The sequence below is a fragment of the Algoriphagus sp. Y33 genome, assembly GCF_014838715.1.
Lineage (GTDB): Bacteria > Bacteroidota > Bacteroidia > Cytophagales > Cyclobacteriaceae > Algoriphagus.
Genome location: NZ_CP061947.1, coordinates 39356 through 60353 on the forward strand (window position 1 = coordinate 39356; position 20998 = coordinate 60353).

The 20998-nt window shown below is 42.0% G+C and carries 18 protein-coding genes and 5 tRNA genes; 15 read left to right on the plus strand and 8 right to left on the minus strand.

Annotated elements, in window-relative coordinates; translation table 11 throughout:
* The first annotated feature begins 435 nt into the window (after positions 1–435).
* Positions 436–1440 carry a type I glyceraldehyde-3-phosphate dehydrogenase gene (gene gap, locus ID165_RS00160; RefSeq protein ID WP_192348403.1) on the plus strand — a complete coding sequence of 335 codons (1005 nt, stop codon included), beginning with the start codon at positions 436–438 and terminating at the stop codon, positions 1438–1440.
* A 247-nt stretch (positions 1441–1687) separates the two neighbouring features.
* On the opposite strand, the gene ID165_RS00165 is transcribed toward gap, so the two are convergent.
* Both ID165_RS00165 and ID165_RS00170 read right to left on the minus strand, forming a co-directional pair.
* Entirely contained in the window at positions 1688–4252 is a 2565-nt protein-coding gene (locus tag ID165_RS00165) for a M1 family aminopeptidase (protein WP_192348404.1), read from the minus strand.
* A 66-nt stretch (positions 4253–4318) separates the two neighbouring features.
* Positions 4319–4933, minus strand: a complete 615-nt coding sequence (locus tag ID165_RS00170) for a hypothetical protein (protein ID WP_370539724.1) — start codon at positions 4931–4933, stop codon at positions 4319–4321.
* Between the two features lie 366 nt (positions 4934–5299).
* Here ID165_RS00170 and ID165_RS00175 point away from each other — a divergent pair.
* The 7 genes from ID165_RS00175 to ID165_RS00205 all read left to right on the plus strand — a co-directional run bounded on the left by ID165_RS00175 (position 5300) and on the right by ID165_RS00205 (position 8281).
* A tRNA-Lys gene (locus tag ID165_RS00175) sits at positions 5300–5372 on the plus strand.
* 82 nt (positions 5373–5454) lie between these two features.
* Positions 5455–5528: transfer RNA gene (locus ID165_RS00180), tRNA-Pro, on the plus strand.
* 56 nt (positions 5529–5584) lie between these two features.
* Positions 5585–5658, plus strand: a tRNA-Arg gene (locus ID165_RS00185).
* 157 nt (positions 5659–5815) lie between these two features.
* A tRNA-Lys gene (locus ID165_RS00190) sits at positions 5816–5888 on the plus strand.
* A 57-nt stretch (positions 5889–5945) separates the two neighbouring features.
* Entirely contained in the window at positions 5946–6194 is a 249-nt protein-coding gene (locus ID165_RS00195; RefSeq protein WP_192348406.1) for a GIY-YIG nuclease family protein, read from the plus strand.
* Positions 6181–6246: transfer RNA gene (locus ID165_RS00200), tRNA-Thr, on the plus strand. The genes ID165_RS00195 and ID165_RS00200 overlap by 14 nt, the downstream gene beginning before the upstream one ends.
* Before the next feature lie 562 nt (positions 6247–6808).
* Positions 6809–8281, plus strand: coding sequence for a PAS domain-containing protein (locus ID165_RS00205; protein WP_192348407.1), 1473 nt, complete (start codon positions 6809–6811; stop codon positions 8279–8281).
* Between the two features lie 386 nt (positions 8282–8667).
* Here ID165_RS00205 and ID165_RS00210 read toward each other — a convergent pair whose 3' ends face one another.
* The 4 genes from ID165_RS00210 to ID165_RS00225 all read right to left on the minus strand — a co-directional run bounded on the left by ID165_RS00210 (position 8668) and on the right by ID165_RS00225 (position 12243).
* Positions 8668–9411, minus strand: a complete 744-nt coding sequence (locus ID165_RS00210; protein WP_192348408.1) for a DUF1080 domain-containing protein — start codon at positions 9409–9411, stop codon at positions 8668–8670.
* 122 nt (positions 9412–9533) lie between these two features.
* Positions 9534–9962 carry a c-type cytochrome gene (locus ID165_RS00215; protein ID WP_192348409.1) on the minus strand — a complete coding sequence of 143 codons (429 nt, stop codon included), beginning with the start codon at positions 9960–9962 and terminating at the stop codon, positions 9534–9536.
* 26 nt (positions 9963–9988) lie between these two features.
* A complete protein-coding gene (locus ID165_RS00220; protein ID WP_192348410.1) occupies positions 9989–11041 on the minus strand; it encodes a sugar phosphate isomerase/epimerase in 1053 nt (350 codons plus the stop codon).
* 32 nt (positions 11042–11073) lie between these two features.
* Complete coding sequence (locus ID165_RS00225; RefSeq protein ID WP_192348411.1) at positions 11074–12243, minus strand: Gfo/Idh/MocA family protein; 1170 nt, start codon at positions 12241–12243, stop codon at positions 11074–11076.
* Positions 12244–12497: 254 nt separating this feature from the next.
* On the opposite strand from ID165_RS00225, the gene ID165_RS00230 reads away from it, so the two are divergent.
* From ID165_RS00230 to ID165_RS00250, 5 genes are read left to right on the plus strand one after another with little or no spacing between them, the layout of a single operon-like run.
* Positions 12498–13724 (plus strand): nucleoside permease, encoded by a 1227-nt coding sequence (locus ID165_RS00230; RefSeq protein WP_192348412.1) that lies wholly within the window; start codon positions 12498–12500, stop codon positions 13722–13724.
* Positions 13725–13732: 8 nt separating this feature from the next.
* A complete protein-coding gene (locus tag ID165_RS00235; protein WP_192348413.1) occupies positions 13733–14611 on the plus strand; it encodes a hydroxypyruvate isomerase family protein in 879 nt (292 codons plus the stop codon).
* Positions 14612–14640: 29 nt separating this feature from the next.
* A complete protein-coding gene (locus tag ID165_RS00240) occupies positions 14641–16320 on the plus strand; it encodes a GMC oxidoreductase (RefSeq protein WP_192348414.1) in 1680 nt (559 codons plus the stop codon).
* A gap of 17 nt (positions 16321–16337) precedes the next feature.
* On the plus strand, positions 16338–16898 hold the full coding sequence (locus ID165_RS00245) for a gluconate 2-dehydrogenase subunit 3 family protein (protein ID WP_192348415.1): 561 nt from the start codon (positions 16338–16340) through the stop codon (positions 16896–16898).
* A 53-nt stretch (positions 16899–16951) separates the two neighbouring features.
* Positions 16952–17833 carry a sugar phosphate isomerase/epimerase gene (locus ID165_RS00250; protein WP_192348416.1) on the plus strand — a complete coding sequence of 294 codons (882 nt, stop codon included), beginning with the start codon at positions 16952–16954 and terminating at the stop codon, positions 17831–17833.
* Here the strand turns inward: ID165_RS00250 and ID165_RS00255 are convergent, their stop codons facing one another.
* Positions 17834–18475 (minus strand): MCP four helix bundle domain-containing protein, encoded by a 642-nt coding sequence (locus ID165_RS00255; RefSeq protein ID WP_192348417.1) that lies wholly within the window; start codon positions 18473–18475, stop codon positions 17834–17836.
* Positions 18476–18601: 126 nt separating this feature from the next.
* Complete coding sequence (locus ID165_RS00260; protein WP_192348418.1) at positions 18602–19396, minus strand: family 16 glycosylhydrolase; 795 nt, start codon at positions 19394–19396, stop codon at positions 18602–18604.
* Positions 19397–19467: 71 nt separating this feature from the next.
* On the opposite strand from ID165_RS00260, the gene ID165_RS00265 reads away from it, so the two are divergent.
* Both ID165_RS00265 and ID165_RS00270 read left to right on the plus strand, forming a co-directional pair.
* Positions 19468–19659, plus strand: a complete 192-nt coding sequence (locus ID165_RS00265; protein WP_192348419.1) for a CsbD family protein — start codon at positions 19468–19470, stop codon at positions 19657–19659.
* 139 nt (positions 19660–19798) lie between these two features.
* Positions 19799–20962, plus strand: a complete 1164-nt coding sequence (locus ID165_RS00270; RefSeq protein WP_192348420.1) for a homogentisate 1,2-dioxygenase — start codon at positions 19799–19801, stop codon at positions 20960–20962.
* Positions 20963–20998 lie beyond the last annotated feature (36 nt).

Sequence of the window (20998 nt, forward strand, 5' to 3'; positions counted from 1 at the left end):
CTGTTTTTTATTTCCCAATCCAAAAATCACGTTTCACAAATTGGATTATTTCTCCTCAAAACCCAAAAAAACACTTTCATTTACCTTCATGAAATCCTTGATCACTGATGCGTAAATACATTCCCTCCAAATGGATAAATACGTAGCCAGTTTTTTTGCTGGGCTATGGTTGCTGTTTCAAACGTTAAAAATTGCCTAATTCAGATTTCAAAATAGGCAAAAGCATTGTAAAATGAGATTTTTCAGAATTTTTAAGAAAAAAATAATCATCGAAATCGATTGTATTTAATCTGGCTTTTATTGGATTGCCAGATAGTTTGGGCTAGCCAAATAAATGTAATAACTTAGCCATCCCAGAGAGATTTTTAGCCAAAAGAGGCATGTACTCTAAGGGGAGATTTAGGAATCAAACCTATACGTAAAATCAAAATAACAATGAGCAAAATTAAAGTTGGAATCAACGGATTCGGTAGAATCGGACGTTTGGCGTTCAGAGTTGCACAAGAAAGAGAAGATATCCAGGTAGTAGCGATCAATGACTTGATCGACGTCGACTACATGGCATATATGCTTAAGTACGACTCTACTCACGGTACCTTCAAAGGCACAGTAGAGGTGAAAGACGGCCAATTGGTAGTAAATGGAAATAGCATCCGTGTTACTTCAGAGAAAAGCCCTGCCAACCTTAAGTGGGGTGAAGTAGGGGCTGATTATGTGATCGAATCAACAGGTATTTTCTTGACTAAAGAAACTGCACAAGGTCACATCGATGCAGGCGCTAAGAAAGTAGTAATGTCTGCACCGTCAAAGGATGATACGCCGATGTTCGTAATGGGTGTGAATGAAGATTCTTATACCTCTGACATGGTTTTTGTATCTAATGCTTCCTGTACTACAAACTGTTTGGCTCCAATCGCCAAAGTATTGAATGACAACTGGGGAATCGAGGAAGGTTTGATGACTACAGTTCACGCGACTACTGCTACACAGAAAACTGTTGACGGACCTTCTGCTAAGGACTGGAGAGGTGGCCGTGGCGCAGGGCAAAATATAATCCCTTCTTCTACGGGAGCTGCTAAAGCGGTGGGTAAGGTGATTCCTGAACTTAACGGTAAATTGACCGGTATGGCATTCAGAGTTCCTACTCCTGATGTTTCTGTGGTCGATTTGACAGTTAGATTGAAAAACCCTGCTACTTACGCTGAGGTTTGTGCGAAAATGAAAGAAGTTTCTGAGACTACCATGAAAGGCGTTCTTGGGTACACTGAAGATGATGTCGTTTCCAATGACTTCCTTGGAGATGCCAGAACATCCATCTTCGATGCAGGTGCAGGTATCCAGCTTTCTGACAAATTCTTGAAAGTAGTTTCTTGGTATGACAATGAGTGGGGTTACTCCAATAAAGTGATCGATTTGGTTAGCTTCATTGCTAGCAAATAAGTCTTTCTTAATCCATATTATGAAGCCGTCCACTTAAGTGGGCGGCTTTTTTGCTGTAATTATTTTTAACCACAGTGGGCACGGTGATTTTCGTAGTGGGTAGGGTTCGTGATATCCAGACGTAATTTTTATGGTGGGCGTTATCCCGCTTCTCCTAAAGCTGGATCTACTTGGAAGGCACTTTGGTCTTGCAGCTTTATAAGGAAGGAAATGAGGGAGTAGACGTTATTCCTGATAATTATGTGATTTAATCTTGCTTTACTATCTTCTGCACTCGCATCAAATCATCCGTTGCCTGAAGGATTTTGTTTTTTAAGATAGGATTGTAGTCTTGATTTGCTTCTAGAAAGTCCGAGACGATTTTAGCGGCTTTTGGAGAGGTGTATTGTCCTGCTGTAGCAGATATCCATCTTTTCGGAAAGAAAATGTCTCCTGTCTTCTGAATGTCTTCCAATAGCTCCATTGCCAGCGGGAGATGGTTGATGGCGGATTCCTGACGCAAAGGATGGTGTATGTAGCTACAGGCTGATAAGACCCAAGATTCTTTTTCTCTATTATCTGCATCCCGGAATGACTCGAAGAGTCTGTCCCGCTCTGTGGCATTTTGGGATAAAGCCGGCTGAAGAAAATCAAATCGGTCAAGTTTGTCCGGGTTACTTATGCTTGTTCGTTCTTCGGTTAAGATTTGAGATGACATAGGATGTCCATACAAAGCCAACGTCATAGCCAGATCCGTGAAGTTGTCAGGATTGAGTTTTAGGTCTTTGATCTCGATATCCTTATTCCAGATTTTATAAAGTCGATCCTGACCCGTCCCGGAATAAGCAATTCCCCTGTATAGAGAGAAGATGGTTTTCTTCAGATTGGTGGGGAGGTCTGTTTGCAATTGATTCCATAATTGAACTTCTAAGCCTGGAAGGACTTTTTTTCGCTGGTCTACCGTGAGATATTTCCAGAAAATCGCACTGAGTTCAGAAGAAATCAAACTTGCTAAAATTTCATTTCCTTCCTGTGCTATTCCTTTTTGAAAAGTCTCAAAAGCTAGTATTGGTTCTATATTTCCGGAAAGGGTGTTTTCATATAAGTTGATGTAGGATTGGCCACGCATTACCTCATCCGAAAGGTCTTGAATTGTTGCTAACGATTGCTTATCAATCGGAAAAATCCCATATCCAAGGCCGTTGCTGTTGTAAATAATTTTGGATGCTTGTTGTTCGCCGACTGCTTCTTGCAAATTCAAGGATTCACCTGCCATAGAAATTGTAAATGTCCTGCTGGTATCAGGATAAAAGAACGTGATATCAAATAGCTGTGGCCAGATTTTATCTGAGCCATCTTCGGCTTTTTGGGAAATTTCAAAGGAGCTAATTGTTCCGTCTTTTGCGAGTTCAATATTGTCGGTAAGGACTGGTCTCCCTGATTGATTCACCCATACTTCACTCCAATCTTGAAGATCCATTTCAGTGTTGTCATCCAGAATCGCAATCAGGTCATTCCAGGTTGCGTTGTCGTTTGCATAGGTCTTGATATATGTCTGTATGCCTTTTTGAAATGCCGCTTCACCCATTGCTGTCTCCAATTGGCGCATCATGATCGGAGCCTTGTCATAAATTATGCTTCCATACAGTGATCCCGCATCCTTTAAATTGGCTAGTTTTTGGCGGATTGGGTTGGTGCCCTGTGTACGGTCTTCGCCGTAAGCTGCAGGATAATGATTGGTTAGAAACAACAGCTCATGATTGATTTCGGGGTAAGCGGGGTTGACTAGTTTGCCGGCCATAAAATTGGCGAAAACCTCCTTCATCCACACATCATCAAACCAATCCATCGTCACCAGATCTCCAAACCACATATGAGCGGTTTCGTGACCTATAAGTTTTGCACGGCTTAACAGCTGGGAGTTTGTCGCATTTTCATCCAAGAAAAGAGAGGATTCCCGATACTGGATCGCTCCTATATGTTCCATTCCTCCATACTGGAAAATCGGAATTGTAGCAAAATCAAGTTTCTGAAATAGGAAAGGGTAAGCGGTGTAGTTTTCCAGAAATTCTTTAGCCTTCTGATGGAGACGAAATACTTCGGGGATACTGGATGCTATTTTTTCAGCACTCGTTTCCCGATACAGCATTGTTTGAGCATAGCTGGAATCAGCCTTTGCCAGATCGAATTTCCCTGCTACAAAGGAGAATAAATACGTGCTCATCAGATCAGACTTGGCAAAGCGGTGCGTGGTGAAGTCACCTTTGTCATCAGCCCCAATTTCAGGTGCTCCTGCCAAGACTTTCCAGGTTTTTGGCGCAGTGATGGTCAACGTGTAGTTTGCCTTTAAACTGGGCTGGTCAAAACAAGGGAAAAGCGTTCTCGCCCGATCAGGGACCAATAAAGTATAGAGAAAATCCTCATTTCTATTCAGCGAAAGTTCTCCTGCCAGGAAATCAAACTCAATGGAGTTGAATCCCTTTTTAAGCAACTTCTCAGGAATGGTGATGTGCTCATCCCTATGAGTGATTTCACTCTCTTGACCGTTCACTTTCAAAGAAAGTAAGTGGGATGATTTCTCATGGAAATCCAAAATCAAGGGATGGCTTAGGTCAATGAGCTCAGCTTCCAAAATTAGATGTGCAGGAATTGGATCTGATTTCCTCGAAGGAATATCAAATGACAGTTTGTAATGGATATTCGTTAGTTGCTGCTTTCTGAATTTTGCAAGTTCGACCGAGATCCCTGCGTCATAAAAATGTTCATCTGAAGGAGAAGTCTTGCAGGAAAAGAGGATAACTGCGAACCCAAAAAGCACAAGTAGTTTTTTCATGTCCCAACAATCAGCATATTTTGGAGGAATAGCAAAGTGATTTCCATTAGTGTTTTTCAAATGGATTTACATTCGAGTAACATCTGATTTCTTTATGTAGGCACTTTTATCCTTCCAGTCAACTTCGTACCAGATATCCTTGCTGGACTTGATATGCACTCGATGTCCGGGTTCTACCCTGTCTATCAGCTCACCGCCAGCAGATGGCTTGCTTACAATAAAAGTAGGACTGCTGGTAATAAGACCGGTTCGGGGTCCGTTCAGGAAATTGTTGGCTAAGAAGATTAAGATGATAAGTAGAATAGTTGGCCAGAAGGTTTGAGTCTTCTCAGATTTTCTGCCTGTGATCCAACTTAGTATAATGGAAACCACAAGGAAAATCGCTAAAACGGCTACAATATATTCCTGGTATTCAGTAAGAAAAATAAGAAATCGTTGTGCATCACTTACTTCGTATCCTATTAGGGAACTTTGGCCGGTTAGACTTTTAATCTTGGTTATAGCCTGTGGATTAGGATCTAGATCGTAGTATTTGCTCAGGAAAAGAGTAGCTCGTTCTTTGTCTCCAATACCTTCCGTTATGAAGGCCATTTTTAGCAACATTGCCGGGGAATAAATCCCGGATTGATAGTTAGAATCATAGATTTCCATTGCTTCCTTGTAGCTTCTAGCATTAAACAAAGAATCTGCTTTTTTTAGATCAATTACATCTGCTTGACAATGAATACTTTGTATCGATATCGATAAAAATATCAAAAGTTTTGTGAGAAAGATTGATTTCACGTTTGGCATTTAAAATTTGTCCCCTTATTTTTGCAGTCCAATTACGGCAATGATCTGGCAAAAAGCAAGGCTAGGGAGTCAATTTGAAAGGTTTTTGATCACCGGAAAGTGGTTAAAATTTCTGAAAATTTTCAGAACGAACTAGTCCCACTCTTCCTGATGAGTATAGGGAGGTAGAGCATCCCGATTGCTATCGGGAGGGTTTAGGGTTGGTGTCAAGAAATAAAAATACCTAAGTGGAAAAAGATTCACTTGAAACAATATGATTCCGTAGCTCAGCTGGTAGAGCAATACACTTTTAATGTATGGGTCCTGGGTTCGAGCCCCAGCGGGATCACAGAATGATTACAGAAATGACAAGCATATGTCATCAAAAATAATCACAGAAATTAACTTACAAGGAGTTAAAAAGAAAGTTTCGGGGTGTAGCGTAGCCCGGTATCGCGCCACATTTGGGATGTGGAGGTCGTAGGTTCGAATCCTGCCACCCCGACTTTATTTTATTTTTGTTTTGTCAGTAGTCTAAAGATTTATTGACATTACTTATCCGGTCCTGTAGCTCAACCGGATAGAGCAACTGCCTTCTAAGCAGTAGGTTTCAGGTTCGAGTCCTGACAGGATCACTTCTTAAAAGCGGAATTACGTTCCGCTTTTTATTTTATTGCATTTTTGATTCCGTAGCTCAGCTGGTAGAGCATCCCGATTTTGATCGGGAGGGTTCTGGGTTCGTGCAAAGAAATAAAAACACCAAAGTGAAAAAAGATTCACTTGAAACAGCATGATTCCTTAGCTCAGCTGGTAGAGCAATACACTTTTAATGTATGGGTCCTGGGTTCGAGCCCCAGAGGGATCACAAAAAAGCAGCCCACAATGGGCTGCTTTTCTTATTTTTATGACAATCATTTCTCAGATGGCTACAATGTATATCTTGTATTCTGAAAAACTTGCCAAGTATTATGTAGGCGCATGCACAGATCTTCAGCGCAGACTATATGAACATAACATTGGCCACTCTAAATTCACCTACACAGGAATTCCCTGGAAACTGGTTTACCGTGAGGATTTTGATGATCTGCTTACTGCCAAACGTAGAGAACTTCAGATTAAAAAGATGAAAAGCAAAAAATATATTGAATCGCTTATCCGATCAGCTCAGTAGAGCATCCCGATTGTAATCGGGAGGGTTCTGGGTTCGAGCCCCAGAGGGATCACAAAAAAGCAGCCCACAATGGGCTGCTTTTCTTATTTTTAGCCAACTGGTACTTAGCATGGCAACTCTTTACATGCTCTTTTCTGATGAGCTGAATAGGTTCTATGTAGACGCACGTTCAAATCTAGAAAGGTATGTAGGAGCCTAACATTGGGCAGTTGAAACTTACTTCAACAGGAATTCACCGGAAGCTGATTTACTAAAGAAACGTTCGGGGATTTACAATGAGCCAAGCGTAATTCAAGAAGATGAAATCCGGAAATAGAAGTTTTAATATGCCTCTCAGTGGTTAACCTTTTTTCGCAATCTCACCAATGATCTCAGCTGCTTTGTACACGGCATAAATAACTCATTAATCCGTCAGATTTTTCCAAGAGGATTTTAATAAACCAACTCACTTTCACTAGTCTAGATAAAGCTTAATCTGAGTCCTAATCTTTGCTTCCGGCTTGGTTATCAAAATCTCTTTCAACAAAGATTAAGACAATTTAAAGGTCTGGGTGTAAATTAATTCATTTTAGTATCTTACTCCCTAGCTATTTACGACACGTATTCTAATCATCATGAAAAATAACTCCGAACAATTGCTTTCTTTTCTGAAATCTATGGGAGGGATTGTATGGGAAGCCGATTCAATGATGCGGCTATTTAATTCCATCGGAGATCCTAGTCAGCATATTTTAGGTTTTCCACAGGAAACGTGGACAGACACGCCTGGTTTTTGGGAGAGCCGCATTCATCCCGATGATATTGGAGTGGTGTCTGAATACCGAAATTTGAATGACAGCCCCGGAAAAATCCATTCTTTCGAATATAGGATGATTAGTGCGGATGACAATATCAAATGGGTTAAGGACACAGTTTCTTTTATCACTGAAGGGGATGTCCAACCTTTTCTTTGTGGAATTATGACTGAAACCACAGCCTTTAGAAGGCTAATCGCTCTGGAGCAGCTGGAAAAAAATGTGTTTCAGCTGAATATGAATAATTCCCTTCATGAATTGCTTTTATGCTATCTCGCAGGACTCGAAGAATTGTTTCCCATGATGCAATGTTCAATTCTGAAAATCAAAAATGGTCGCTTGCGTGATGGTATATCTCCCTCCTTGCCCGGTGCCTATATGGCTTCCCTTGAGAACGTACAGATCGGTGAGAATGTGGGGTCCTGTGGCACTGCTGCAGCTTTAAAACGACAGATCATTGTTACTGATATTTCCACTGATCCTAAGTGGATAGGTTACCGCGAGCTTGCTCTTATGCATGGATTGATGGCCTGCTGGTCAAATCCTGTAATCGGTACTGAAGGAGAGGTGATAGCTACGCTGGCAATGTATTACCGTCAACCCAAATCACCAACTGAAGACGAACTAAGAGTGATGGAACGTGCGACAGCATTGCTACAAGTCATCTTAGAAAACAGACAAAACACAGAGATCATCATCGAGAAGAATTTGCTGATGCTACAGAGTCAGGAACTCGCACATTTTGGTAACTGGAACTGGGATATCGAGCATAATATTGTCACCTGGTCGCCTGCCTTATATACAATCTACGGATTGAACCCAAATGAATTCAAAGCGACCTTTGAAGGATATCTTGAATTGCTGCACCCAGACGATCGGATTAGGGTAAAAGGGATAATTGAAAATGTGTTGAGTACCGGAGAGGACACCGATTTCGAAGAAAGAATTGTCCGCCCAGATGGTGAAGTACGTTATTTAAGGTCTTGGGCCAAGCGCAAATCTGATCCGAACGGAGAAATACTTGGAATGATTGGCGCTTGTCTGGATAATACGGAGAAAGTCAGTAGGATTATGGCTATCGAAGAACAAAACCAGCAATTTCGGGAAATCGCATGGTTGCAGTCTCACATAATCCGAGCTCCACTAGCTCGGATTATGGGACTTATCGATCTGATCAAAAATACACCTGTAGAAGAATTGTCACAAAGCGAACTGCTGGACTATTTATTGACCTCAGCCAACGAATTAGATGATCAGATCAGGATCATAACTCAAAAGACCGATAAAAGATAGGACTGAAGTATATAATGTGCTTAGGCGAAAGTTTTTCAGCATATAGATAAGGAGGCAAAAAAATAGAGTTCCATTTGCTTTGAACCCGGATTTTGCCTTAGGTTTCGTTAAGAGACCCTTAATTGCACTAAAATCAGGCTGTATGGAGACTGAGTCCGCCGCGGCGCATATGGTGAAGTCGAAAATTGCAACGCAGTGACTGATTTTGAAGCAATTAATGGTCGCAATAACTTGTACGCCGTGGCGTAGAAATGCTAATGCATAATGCGGATTTAAGGTTCTAAAACCCAATATCGCAGAAGGATTCTTAATTTTAGGTTCGGTTTAACCAAAAAAAGAGTCCTGCACTGATGCGGGACTCTTTTTTTATTTGTGAGGCGAATAGATTAAAGCTTCTTAATCATCACATTCTTAAAGTAAACTAGATCACCATGATCTTGTAAGGCGATTCTGCCTTTTTTGTAGGTGCCAAAATTAGGCATGTCCTTGAATTTGCTGCCTGCAATCAATGCTTCCCACTCAGGAGTCCAAAGCCTAGTACTTACTATGGTGGTTCCATTTAGGATTAAATCAAGCTTGCCGTTGTCGGCAATGATCTCAGCTGAGTTCCATTCTCCATAAGGTTTCACTGTCTCTTCACTGCTTACGATCAGATCATACAGATCACCAGCTCTATGGCTAACGATTTTAGCGTCAGGATGGCCTTCGTTGTCCAGAACCTGCATTTCCATTCCTGTATTCCAAGAATAGGGATATTCCGGAGCTTCATGGGAATAGAAAATCACACCGCTATTTCCATTTTGGGAGATTTTCCAATCATATTTTAAGTGGAAATTTTCATATTCCTCATTTGTGACAATATCACCACCGTCACCTGTCTGCCAGCCGTCTTTGTTTTTGGCATCAAGGTATGCTTCACCATTTTCGACTTTCCAGGCATTCCCTACTTCTCCTCCGCCGTACTTGTGCCAGTTAGAGAAATCATTGTTGGCAAATAGATCTACCCACTCTTCTTCCGTCGGAGCTTCAACCACAGCCACTTCTTCAGTTTCTGTTTCGACGGCTTTTTCGCCGGAACACGAAGCAAGCATGCTTGCAAGTGACGCAACGATAATATAGTGTTTTTTCATGTGTTTATATTTTGTTTTTCAGAGGTCACTACCTGTCCCGAAAATCGGGAAGGAATCTTTGACGGTTACAAATAATCATTTACGTGTGTTTTAATGATGATTTTAATCGTCTCGATTTCATCTTATTTTTTCAATAGGAGTACATAGCTTACCATGTCTTTTGCGTCTTCTAAGCTCAAAGTAGGATGCGGAGGCATTGGGATCTCTCCCCATACGCCTACTCCACCTTCGATTACCTTCTGGGCAAGTAAATTGACGTTTTCTTCAGTGCTCTCATATTTAGCTGCTACATCAGCATAAGAAGGGCCTACAATTTTCCTTTCTACCATGTGGCAAGAGGTACAGTCAGAGGTTTTTAGTTTTGCAAGTCCTTTGATGTAAACAGGATCGTCTTGGTATTTTTCTTCCAGACTCATTTCTTTTTGAGGAGCGGATACCGGAGCATCGGCCGCAGGAACTGATGTGGTCTCGGTGGTTTTATCTCCTCCACAGGCAAAGGTAAACCCTGCCAGAGCTATGATGGCAAGGTTTAAAGGTTTTGTGATTTTCATTAAAATTGGATATTAAAATTGAGTAATTAGATTCCTAGTATTTTTTTGTTGAAAGCTTCGTCCGCGCCCATTCCTGCAAAATCGTCAAATGCTTTTTCTGTGACATTTATAATGTGCGAATCTATAAAAGGGGCACCCTCTGCAGCCCCTTGCTCAGGATGCTTAATGGCACACTCCCATTCTAAAACGGCCCATCCATCGTAATCGTACTGCGAAAGTTTGCTAAAAATTCCGCTAAAATCAACCTGACCATCGCCCAGTGATCTGAATCGGCCAGCCCGCTCTACCCATCCTTGGTATCCACCATACACTCCCTGCTTGCCTGTAGGATTGAATTCGGCATCCTTTACATGGAACATTTTGATTCTTTCATGGTAAAAATCAATGAATTGCAGATAGTCTAGGCATTGCAGCACGAAATGACTTGGGTCATAAAGTATGTTTGCACGCTTGTGGTTATTGACTTTATCTAAAAACATTTCAAATGTCACCCCATCATGCAAATCTTCTCCCGGGTGAAGTTCATAACAAACATCCACTCCGTATTTGTCAAATTCGTCAAGGATAGGAGTCCATCTTTTTGCAAGTTCAGTGAAGCCTGTATCCACTAATCCGGCTGGTCTTTGAGGCCAAGGATACACTGTCTGCCACATTAGAGCTCCCGAGAAAGTAGCGTGTGCGGTGAGTCCCATGTTTTGGGAGGCTTTTGCAGCAGATTTCAACTGCTGCACGGCCCAATCTGTTTTGCCCTGAAGGTTTCCTTTCAGACTAGCCGGCGCAAAACCGTCAAATAATTCATTGTATGCCGGATGAACAGCTACTAATTGTCCTTGCAGGTGAGTAGAAAGTTCCGTGATTTGTAAGCCTGCCTCTTTTACCGTGCCGACGATTTCATCTGCGTAAGTTTTGCTCTCGGCAGCTTTTGGCAGATCAATCATTCTGGCATCCCAACTTGGAATTTGCACGCCTTTGTAGCCTAGGTTGGCCATGTAGTCACAAATGTTCTTCAGGTTGTTGAAGGGTTCTTTGTCGTCAATAAATTGGGCGAGAAAGATCGCCGGGCCTTTAATTGTCTTCATTTTACTTTAGGTTAAATTACTAGGTTCAAGAATTATTTTTCTACTTCAAAAGGTGTCCATTTAATGTCAGACTCATTACTTTTCAATACATGGTCTATGAAAGCCATGCCTCTGATACCGTCTTCTATTCCGGGGTAATCCTCCCACTCCGGTTTGGGCGTTTCACCGGCGCGTTCAGCATATATGCATCTGGCGAAATTTCTGTACAAATTGGCAAATGCTTCCACATATCCTTCCGGGTGGCCTGCCGGAGTTCGGGTATTTTCATTTGCGAGCGAACCCAAGTATCCCGTGCCGGCTCTCAAAATCTGGTCCGGAGCATCCGGCCAGCGTGCGATTAGCGTATTGTTCAATTCCTGCTCCCACTCCAGCCCGCCTTTCTCTCCGTATACACGAATCCGCAGGTTGTTTTCTGCTCCTGTATCAGTTTGAGATGCCGTAAGAACTCCTGAGGCTCCATTTTCAAATCTCATCAACACCACGCCATCATCATCAATAGGTCTACCCTCTACTTTTATATAAAGATCAGCACAGACATGGGAAACTTTCTCACCTGAAACATATTCGGCCAAGTGAAATGCATGCGTACCGATATCCCCCATACATCCTGCCAAACCGTTTCTTTGGGGGTCAGTACGCCATTCGGCTTGCTTGTTGTTTTCAGATTCCAGTAGTTTCCAGAGCCAGCCCTGAGGGTACTCTACGTAGACTTTCCGCACTTTTCCGATATGCCCTTCGGCTATCATTTGCTTGGCTTGCTTGATCATCGGATAGCCGGAGTAGGTATGAGTTAGGAGAAATCTTTTCTCTGAAGCATTGACTATATGATACAGTTCTTTTGCTTCTGTATAATTGAGTGTTAGTGGTTTGTCCAGTACCACATGAAAGCCATGCTTGAGTGCTTTCACAGTGGGGTCAAAATGTACATTGTTTGGGGTTACAATTACGACTACATCTATTCGTACAGATTCTGGAAGCTCCAGTTCTTTGGCAAACATCTCATCATAATTGTCATAAACTCTCCCTGGATCGAGCCTGAGTTCTTCACCCCGTTGCTTTGATTTTTTTGGGTTTGAGCTGAATGCTCCGGCTACTAGCTCGAACATCCCGTCCATCAAGGCTCCATTTAAATGAATAGCTCCAATGAAAGAACCCGGACCGCCGCCTATAAGTCCTATTTTTAGTTTTTGTGAAGATGACATTTGGAAAAAGACGTTATATTCAGGATTAAATGCTTGAAATAATTGATTCCTAATGGAAAAACCTTCGCTATTCAAGTGAATTGATAGAATAATTGATCGATAGCTCCATCTTGGTATGAGTGGCTTTGTCAGTTACTGAGAAACCCTTATTTCGGGAAGTTGTTTGAACGGCCTAAAATACTTCAAATTGACTAAACTTTAAACTTTGGACGATTCTTTAAAGTAAGCACTACTTTAATTATGATTTTAATTCTATGAATATCAATACCAAGCTTCGATTGTCCATTATGATGTTTTTGGAGTTTTTTATCTGGAGCTCTTGGTTTGTGACTATGGGGACTTTTTTGAGATCAAATCTTCTCGCGAATGATCAGGATATTTCTTTTGCATTTTCCACTCAGTCATTCGGTGCCATTATAGCTCCATTTGTGGTGGGTTTGATTGCAGATCGCTACTTTCATGCTCAGAGAATACTGGGAGTCATACACATCCTTGGAGCTGGGTTGATGTATATGCTTTACAATTCCGCTGATTTTTCAGGATTCTTTCCGCTACTCCTGATATATATGATATTGTACATGCCCACTCTTGCATTGGTAAATTCAATTTCGTTTAATCAGATGGATGATCCTGCAAAAGAATTCTCCGGAATCCGTGTATGGGGGACGATTGGGTGGATCACGGCCGGTTTTTTGATCAGTTTTTTGTCATGGGATAGTCAAGAAGGATTAAGAGAAGGCTTATTGAGAAATACATGGCTGATGGCGGCTTCCAGCTCTTTGGCTTTGGGATTGTTTAGCTTTACGCTTCCTGGTACTCCTCCCCAAGCAAGAAATACCGGGGATTTTAGACTTTCCGAAGTGCTTGGTTTGGATGCATTACGATTATTAAAGCATAAGAATTATGCGGTTTTCTTTATTTCTTCGATTTTGATCTGCATTCCTCTTGCGTTTTATTACCAAAATACCAGCCCTTTTCTCACGGAGATAGGCTTGGAAAACTCTACAGGGAAAATGGCAATGGGACAGGTGTCCGAGGTGGTGTTTATGCTTGCTTTGCCTATTTTCTTTTACAGATTTGGGATCAAAAAAACCTTGATGGTAGCGATGATAGCATGGGCAGTCCGCTATGCTTTCTTTGCTTTTGGGGATGCGGATAAAGGTGTTTGGATGTTATTGATAGGCATTGGGTTACACGGGATTTGTTATGATTTTTTCTTTGTCAGTGGACAGATCTATACCGATTCGCATGCCGGAGCCAAATACAAGTCTTCGGCACAGGGATTAATTACTTTGGCTACCTATGGTGTAGGAATGCTGATAGGCTTTTGGGCGGCTGGATTAATCTCAGAATATTACACAAATGAAGCGGGAACACATCTTTGGAAATCAATTTGGTTAATTCCTGCTGGTATTTCTGTTTTGGTTTTGCTACTTTTCACAGCTCTATTCAAGAAAGAACAAATAAATTCACATCAATAAAAACCCTCATGACCAAACCTATTGACACTGGGAGAAGAGAATCTTTTAAAAAAGTTTTGCTTGCTGGTGCTGCTTTTGGCACTCTTTCGTCTTTCGAAATGAAAGAAGAAAAACCCTACGAATTGAAAGGAAATATCAACCATGGCGTATGTCACTGGTGTTTTCGTGATTATAGCCTGGAAGATTTCTGTGTAGAAGCCAAGAAAATCGGGATCAAAGGCATAGACTTAATAGGCCCAAATAACTGGCATATTTTGAAAAAGCATGGGCTCGATTCGTCTATGTGCAATGGTGCCGAAATTAGCCTTACCGAAGGTTTTGGTGAGGTTAAATACCACGAGCAATTGATAAAAAACTATACTGAAGTAATTCCGAAAGTAGCTGAGGCAGGTTACCAAAACCTAATTTGTTTCTCAGGGAATAGGAGAGGAATGGACGATGAGACAGGCTTGAAAAACTGTCAGATAGGCTTGGAGAAACTTATTCCTTTGGCTGAGAAGCACGGTGTTATTCTGCAAATGGAGCTTCTTAACAGTCGGGTAAATCATCATGATTACTTATGTAGCAAATCTGCTTTTGGCGTTGAGTTATGTAAGAGGTTGGGAAGCGACAACTTCAAATTGCTTTATGATATTTATCATATGCAGATAGATGAAGGAGATATTATCAGAAGCATTCAGGACAATCACCAGTATTTTGGACATTACCACACAGCGGGCAATCCAGGCAGAAACGAACTGGACGATACGCAGGAAATTTATTACCCTGCGGTAATGAAAGCCATCGTGGCTACAGGCTTTAAAGGCTATGTATCACACGAATTTCTACCAAAATCTGAGGACAAAATGGCGGCATTGGCACAGGGAGTTCAGATTTGTGATGTGTAAAAAGTAACGAATAATTAAAACCCATATTTATGGCAAATGAATCTTATGACGCAATCGTAGTTGGGTCAGGAATAAGCGGCGGTTGGGCTGCAAAAGAATTGACGGAAAAGGGACTGAAAGTATTGCTTCTAGAAAGAGGTCCGAATGTAGAGCACGTTAAAGATTATAAAACTGCGACACTTCCGCCTTGGGAGGTTCCACATAGGGGCAGGGATACGCAGGAGATGATAGCCGCACATCCAAACCTCAGAAGAGATTATGTTCTCGATGAACTAAATCTGGACTGGTGGGCCCATGAAGATGAGTCTCCATATGTAGAGGAAAAGCCATTTACCTGGTTTCGGGGTTATCAAGTAGGCGGACGTTCTCTTCTTTGGGGCAGACAATCCTACAGATGGTCTGATTTGGATTTCGAAGGAAATGTGAAAGAAGGAGTGGCTGTGGATTGGCCGATACGCTACAAGGATATTGCGCCTTGGTATTCTTATGTGGAGAAATTTGCAGGGGTGTCAGGATCCAAAGACGGGTTGGATGTGCTTCCTGATGGGGAATTTATGCCGCCTATGCCGATGAACTGTGTGGAGAAAGACGCTGCTGCCAAGATAAAAGAACACTATAAGGGAGCTAGACACTGGACTATTGGCCGTCCTGCGAATATTACCGAGCCATTACCGGGTAGACCCGGCTGTCAATACAGGAGTAAATGTTCTCTGGGATGTCCTTTTGGCGGATACTTTAGCACGCAAGCTTCCACTTTGCCTGCGGCACAAGCCACGGGTAATCTGACATTGAGACCTTGGTCAATCGTGAGAAGATTGATTTACGACAAGGATACCAAGAAGGCTACCGGTGTAGAAGTAGTGGATGGACAGACCAATGAAACAATAGAGTATGATGCTAAAATCGTGTTCCTTTGTGCTTCTGCCTTCAATTCTACAGCTATCCTTATGCGTACAGCTACAGATGTTTGGCCAGGAGGGCTGGGAAGTAGCTCAGAAGAACTTGGACATAACGTCATGGATCACCACTTCCGCTTAGGAGCAAGTGGTACTATGGAGGGATACGACGACAAATATTACTTTGGGCGAAGACCCACAGGACTCTATATCCCAAGGTTCCAAAACGTCAATGGTGATAAGAGAGATTACCTTCGCGGATTCGGATATCAGGGCGGTGCCAGCCGTAGTGGATGGACCCGTGACGTAGCCGAATTGAATTTTGGTGCGCCGATGAAGGAAGCACTTACACAACCTGGACCGTGGTCTATGGGGATTACAGCTTTTGGTGAAATACTTCCTTACCATGAGAACACGATCAAGCTAAGCGATACAGTGAAGGATAAGTGGGGAATGGAAGCATTGGTGATGGACGCTGAGATCAAAGAGAATGAACTCAAAATGCGTAAGGATATGATGGCTGATGCGGCAGAGATGCTGGAAGTGGCAGGGTTCAAAAATATCAATCAATACGATGCCGGATATACCTTCGGACAGGGGATCCACGAAATGGGGACTGCAAGAATGGGACGTGATCCGAAAACTTCTGTTTTGAACGGGAATAATCAGGTGTGGGATGCGAAAAACGTGTTTGTGACTGATGGTGCCTGTATGACCTCGGCAGCGGCGGTAAACCCTTCACTCACCTACATGGCTTTGACTGCAAGAGCGGCAGCTTTCGCGGTGGATGAATTAAAAAAGCAAAATCTCTAAGCATAAAAGACAAGACTATGACTATGAATAGAAGAGACGCTTTGAAAAGCGTCATGGTAATGATGGGAGGGACGATGATCGGTGCTACGGCGGTCATGACAGGCTGTACCCCGGAAAACCAAATTGAAGGATTGGACTTTGATCCGGATGATATCGCTTTCTTGGATGAGTTGGGAGATACTATTATCCCTGAAACCGACACACCCGGCGCTAAAGCAGTGGGTATTGGGTCATTTATGGTGATGATGGTCAAAGACACGTATGATGGAGATAGCCAAAAAACGTTTGTTGATGGGCTGAATAAACTGAGAAAAGACTTCAAGTCGGCTAAAGGAAAGGATTTTCTAGGAGCACCCGCAGAAGAAAGACTGGCTTATTTGAATGGGATGTTCGATGAGTTCAAATCGAGCGGAAAGGATAGAAGTCCGCAGGTGATAAATATGCTTCGTGACTTGACTGTGCTCGGCTATTTTACTTCTGAAATAGGAGCGACTCAGGCATTGAACTTTGTGGAGACTCCGGGGAGATTCGATCCATGTATTCCTTACAATAAAGGAGATAAGGCTTACGCTATTTAATCAATCTAATTTTATATAAAGAGCCTGTCCTTACAGGGATAGGCCAGCCTATTATGAATAAACCTAGAAGAAAATTCCTCCAGATGGGGGCGATGCTTGGTGCGGGAGCGGTGCTTTTTCCTTTTGAATTTGCCTCAGCCAAGAATGGTTTCTTGAATCCTGCAAAAGCGAAACTTTCAAAATTTGGCCTTCAGCTTTACTCAGTGAAAGAAGAGATGGCGAAGGATGCTATGGGAACCATGCGCCAACTGGCTACGTATGGTTACAGGCAATTTGAAGGATTTGATGGAGGGAAGGGAATCCTTTGGGGAATGCAGCCATCCGAATGCAAAAGTTTGATGAATGACATCGGAGTTGATTTTATCTCCTCCCATGCCAATGTGTTTAAGGATCTGGATGTACAGGCTGAGCAAGCTGCGGAAGTGGGGATGGAGTACCTGATTTGCCCATATATCGGAGCACAAAAAACTGTGGAAGATTGGAAAAAAATAGCAGATAGATTCAATGATGCCGGTGAAACCCTAAAGTCTCATGGGGTGAAGTTTGCTTACCATAACCACGATTATACCTTCAAAATGCTTGAGGGACAGTTACCGCAGGATGTGTTGATGGAAAATACGGATCCAGAATTGGTGGATTTTGAATTGGATATGTATTGGGCATACGTAGCCGGTTATGACCCGTTGGAATATGTGGCCAAATTCCCGGGAAGATTCAAGCTTTGCCATGTAAAGGATGCTGAAGCTGACGGCGGAAATGCACACGACCGAGGAGTTTTACTCGGTACAGGAGAGATTCCTTATGCTGAGATCATCAAGAAATCCAAGAAATATGGAATGGAGTACTTCGTAGTCGAGCAAGAAAGGTTTGTGGATACTACACCTTTGGAGGCAGCGGCCAACAATGCAGCTTATTTAAGCAAGCTGAAAGTGTGATTAATGAGACTTGAATTTATTCCTAAACAATAAGAAATACATTGCAAGTGCTAAAATGATCAACAAAGCTACTTCAAATTGAGACCAAATTTGGGATCGATTGATAATGATGTTGGCTTTGTTGATCAATTTTTCTCCTTCTTCGAGTTGGATTTTACTTAAATTATCAAGATCTAACTGGGCTTTGCTGATTTTTTGATCATATAGTTTTACCTGATTCATGTTGACACCGGATGAATCAGAGTATAGTAGGCCGTAGTTTTTTATCTGTAGGTCATTTTCGATGATGCTTCTAAAATCAGTCAAGTACTGCCCTTCCTTTTCAGTGAGATTTGTCTTCTCAAAATCCCTTACTATTGCCATGATATTCTGCTCCTTTTCTGCTATTTCATCCACTACTTTCGAATAGTCGTAGCTGATGTCACAATGATCAACAAGTTTTTGGATTCTGAATAAATTTTCCGAAATCCTGAATATATATCCCTCCACCACCAGACGGTCATTGTACACTTCTTTGAAGGTACTGCTTATGTTTTTGAAGGCTTGGCGCTCAGTTAGATTTTTTCCGTAAATCAAAAGCATCAATAAACCGATGACTATCAGGGCTGTGATTTTTCTTTTTCTAAAGGGAGCGTTTCGCATGATTATATAATTAGGGTCTGTCTCTTTTACCAGTTTAGGGATATCTAGTTGACTTCCCAATTTTTTTTAGAACTATGTATCAGAATTATTGAATATAATCCTGCCTTGAAATTACTAACTGGAATATTAATGGTGAGGTTTTTTGTCATAAACCCGTACATAATCTACTTCCATTCGCTGAGGCCATATATCGGGAGCAACGCCCTGTACACCGCCCCATCCACCGCCGACTGCAATATTTAATATCAAATGAAAAGGCTTGTCAAATGGCCAATCTCTATAGTCTTTCTCTGTATTTTCAAAAGTAAAATAGATATTCCCATCAATCAGAAAATCGATTTTTTCCTTGGTCCAATCTACGGCGTAAGTATGGAATTCGGTGCTGAAATCAGGGAGTAATTGATAATCTCCTTTTTGTGTCCCGTCAGTGTGATTGAAGGTTTCGGTATGGACAGTGCCATGTACTTTCCCCGGATCATATCCTACATGCTCCATAATGTCAATTTCACCGCTTTTTGGCCAGCCTCCATGTGTATTTACTTCAGGGAGCATCCAGATTGCCGGCCATGTTCCCCGTCCTTGGGGTAGCTTGGCTTTGGCTTCTATGTAACCATATTGCCAAGCGGCATTCCCTTTTGTAAGCAGCCGTGCAGAAGTGTACCCCTTGGGGTATGAACTGTCAGCGTGTGCTTCGATGATTAGAAGGCCGTTTTCAATTCGGGCATTTTTAAGGTCATTTTGTGAATAATATTCCAATTCTTCATTACCCCAGCCATGATCTCCCACATCGTAAGTCCATTTTTTTGGATTGGGAAGTCCAGTTTCAGAGAACTCGTCTGACCAGATTAATCTAGCTTCTTGGGCTTTTGAGTAAAGGTTTAAGCAAAGTGTCAGCAATGCTAGAGATAATATTGTCTTCATTTTGGGCTGGTTTTGGTATATGCTTTGCAAATTACTAGATATTCAAAACTTAAACTTAAACCACTAGTATTATGTCAACCAACTTAAAATTAAAAGGAAACTGGAACATCATGAAAGGTAAACTCAAAGAAAAGTATGGGGAATTGACCGACGATGATTTAGCTTATGTAGAAGGTAAAGAGGACCAGTTGTTAGGAAGAATCCAAAAGCGGACAGGTGAAGCCGAAGATACGATCAAAAGAGAATTCTTCGAGGAATATTAATCCACAATATCTGAAAACGGCGCAAGCCGTTTTTTTATGCACTTTTTTTCCAGTTAATCTTGAAATCATTTTTTCACGGGTAGCCGGGGTCTTTTTGATAGTTTGTTTAAATTTAAGCAAAGAAATAAACCCAAAAGAAATGACATACTATCACAGACTTGGAACTATCCCACCGAAGCGACATACTCAATTTCGTCAGCCAGACGGCTCTCTTTATAAAGAAGAAGTAGTGAGTTCCAAAGGCTTTTCAGGCATATACTCTACACTATATCACACTCATAATCCCAATGAGGTAAAAGCTATTGGCAAACCGGAACCTTATTTCTGGAAGCCGGCTACTGAGTATGGATTGAATCAAACACACTTGAAAACTTCCGATGTGGATACGACTGGAGACGATTACTTGTCTGCGCGTAGAAATCTCATGATGAATTCTGATGTCATGATGGGAATTTGCTCCCCTCTAAATAGGAAAATGGACTATTACTTCAAAAATGCCGATGGGGATGAATTGATTTATGTGCATGATGGAGAAGGAGTTTTGTATTCTCAGTTTGGAACGATTGAAGTTCACAAAGGTGATTACATCGTAATCCCCCGCACAACAATCTATCGCTTTGAATTTGAAGAACAGGGACCGCTGAGATTGCTTATTATAGAATCGGCCGGAGCTATAGAGACGGTGAAGCGCTATAGAAACGAAGTAGGTCAGTTGCTCGAGCACTCCCCGTATTGTGAACGGGATATACGTCCACCCCATGAGCTTCATATAGAAAAGGAAAAAGGGGATTATCTCGTACATATCAAGAAGCAAGGTATGCTTCACAGGTATTCCTATGGACATAGCCCGTTGGACATCGTGGGGTGGGATGGGTATTTGTATCCATATGCGCTGTCGATCTATGATTTCGAGCCAATTACAGGTAGGATTCATCAGCCCCCGCCTGTCCATCAGACTTTTCAAGCCTGGGGATTTGTGATTTGCTCGTTTGTACCTAGACTTTTTGACTATCATCCCTTGTCTATCCCTGCTCCCTACAATCATTCCAATATTGATTCTGATGAAGTATTGTATTATGCCGAGGGTGAATTTATGAGTAGAAAAGGAATAGACAGAGGTTCTTTTACACTCCATATGGGAGGTTTGCCGCACGGTCCACATCCGGGTACTGTGGAGAAATCCATAGGTGCAAAAGCGACAGATGAGTATGCCGTGATGTTGGATACATTCAAATCACTTCAGATTACCACCGATGCGCTGGAGTTCGTAGACGAAGCATACCCTATGAGTTGGACGGAATAGATAGATAGTATGGAGGGGTATAAAACCAAAAAGCCT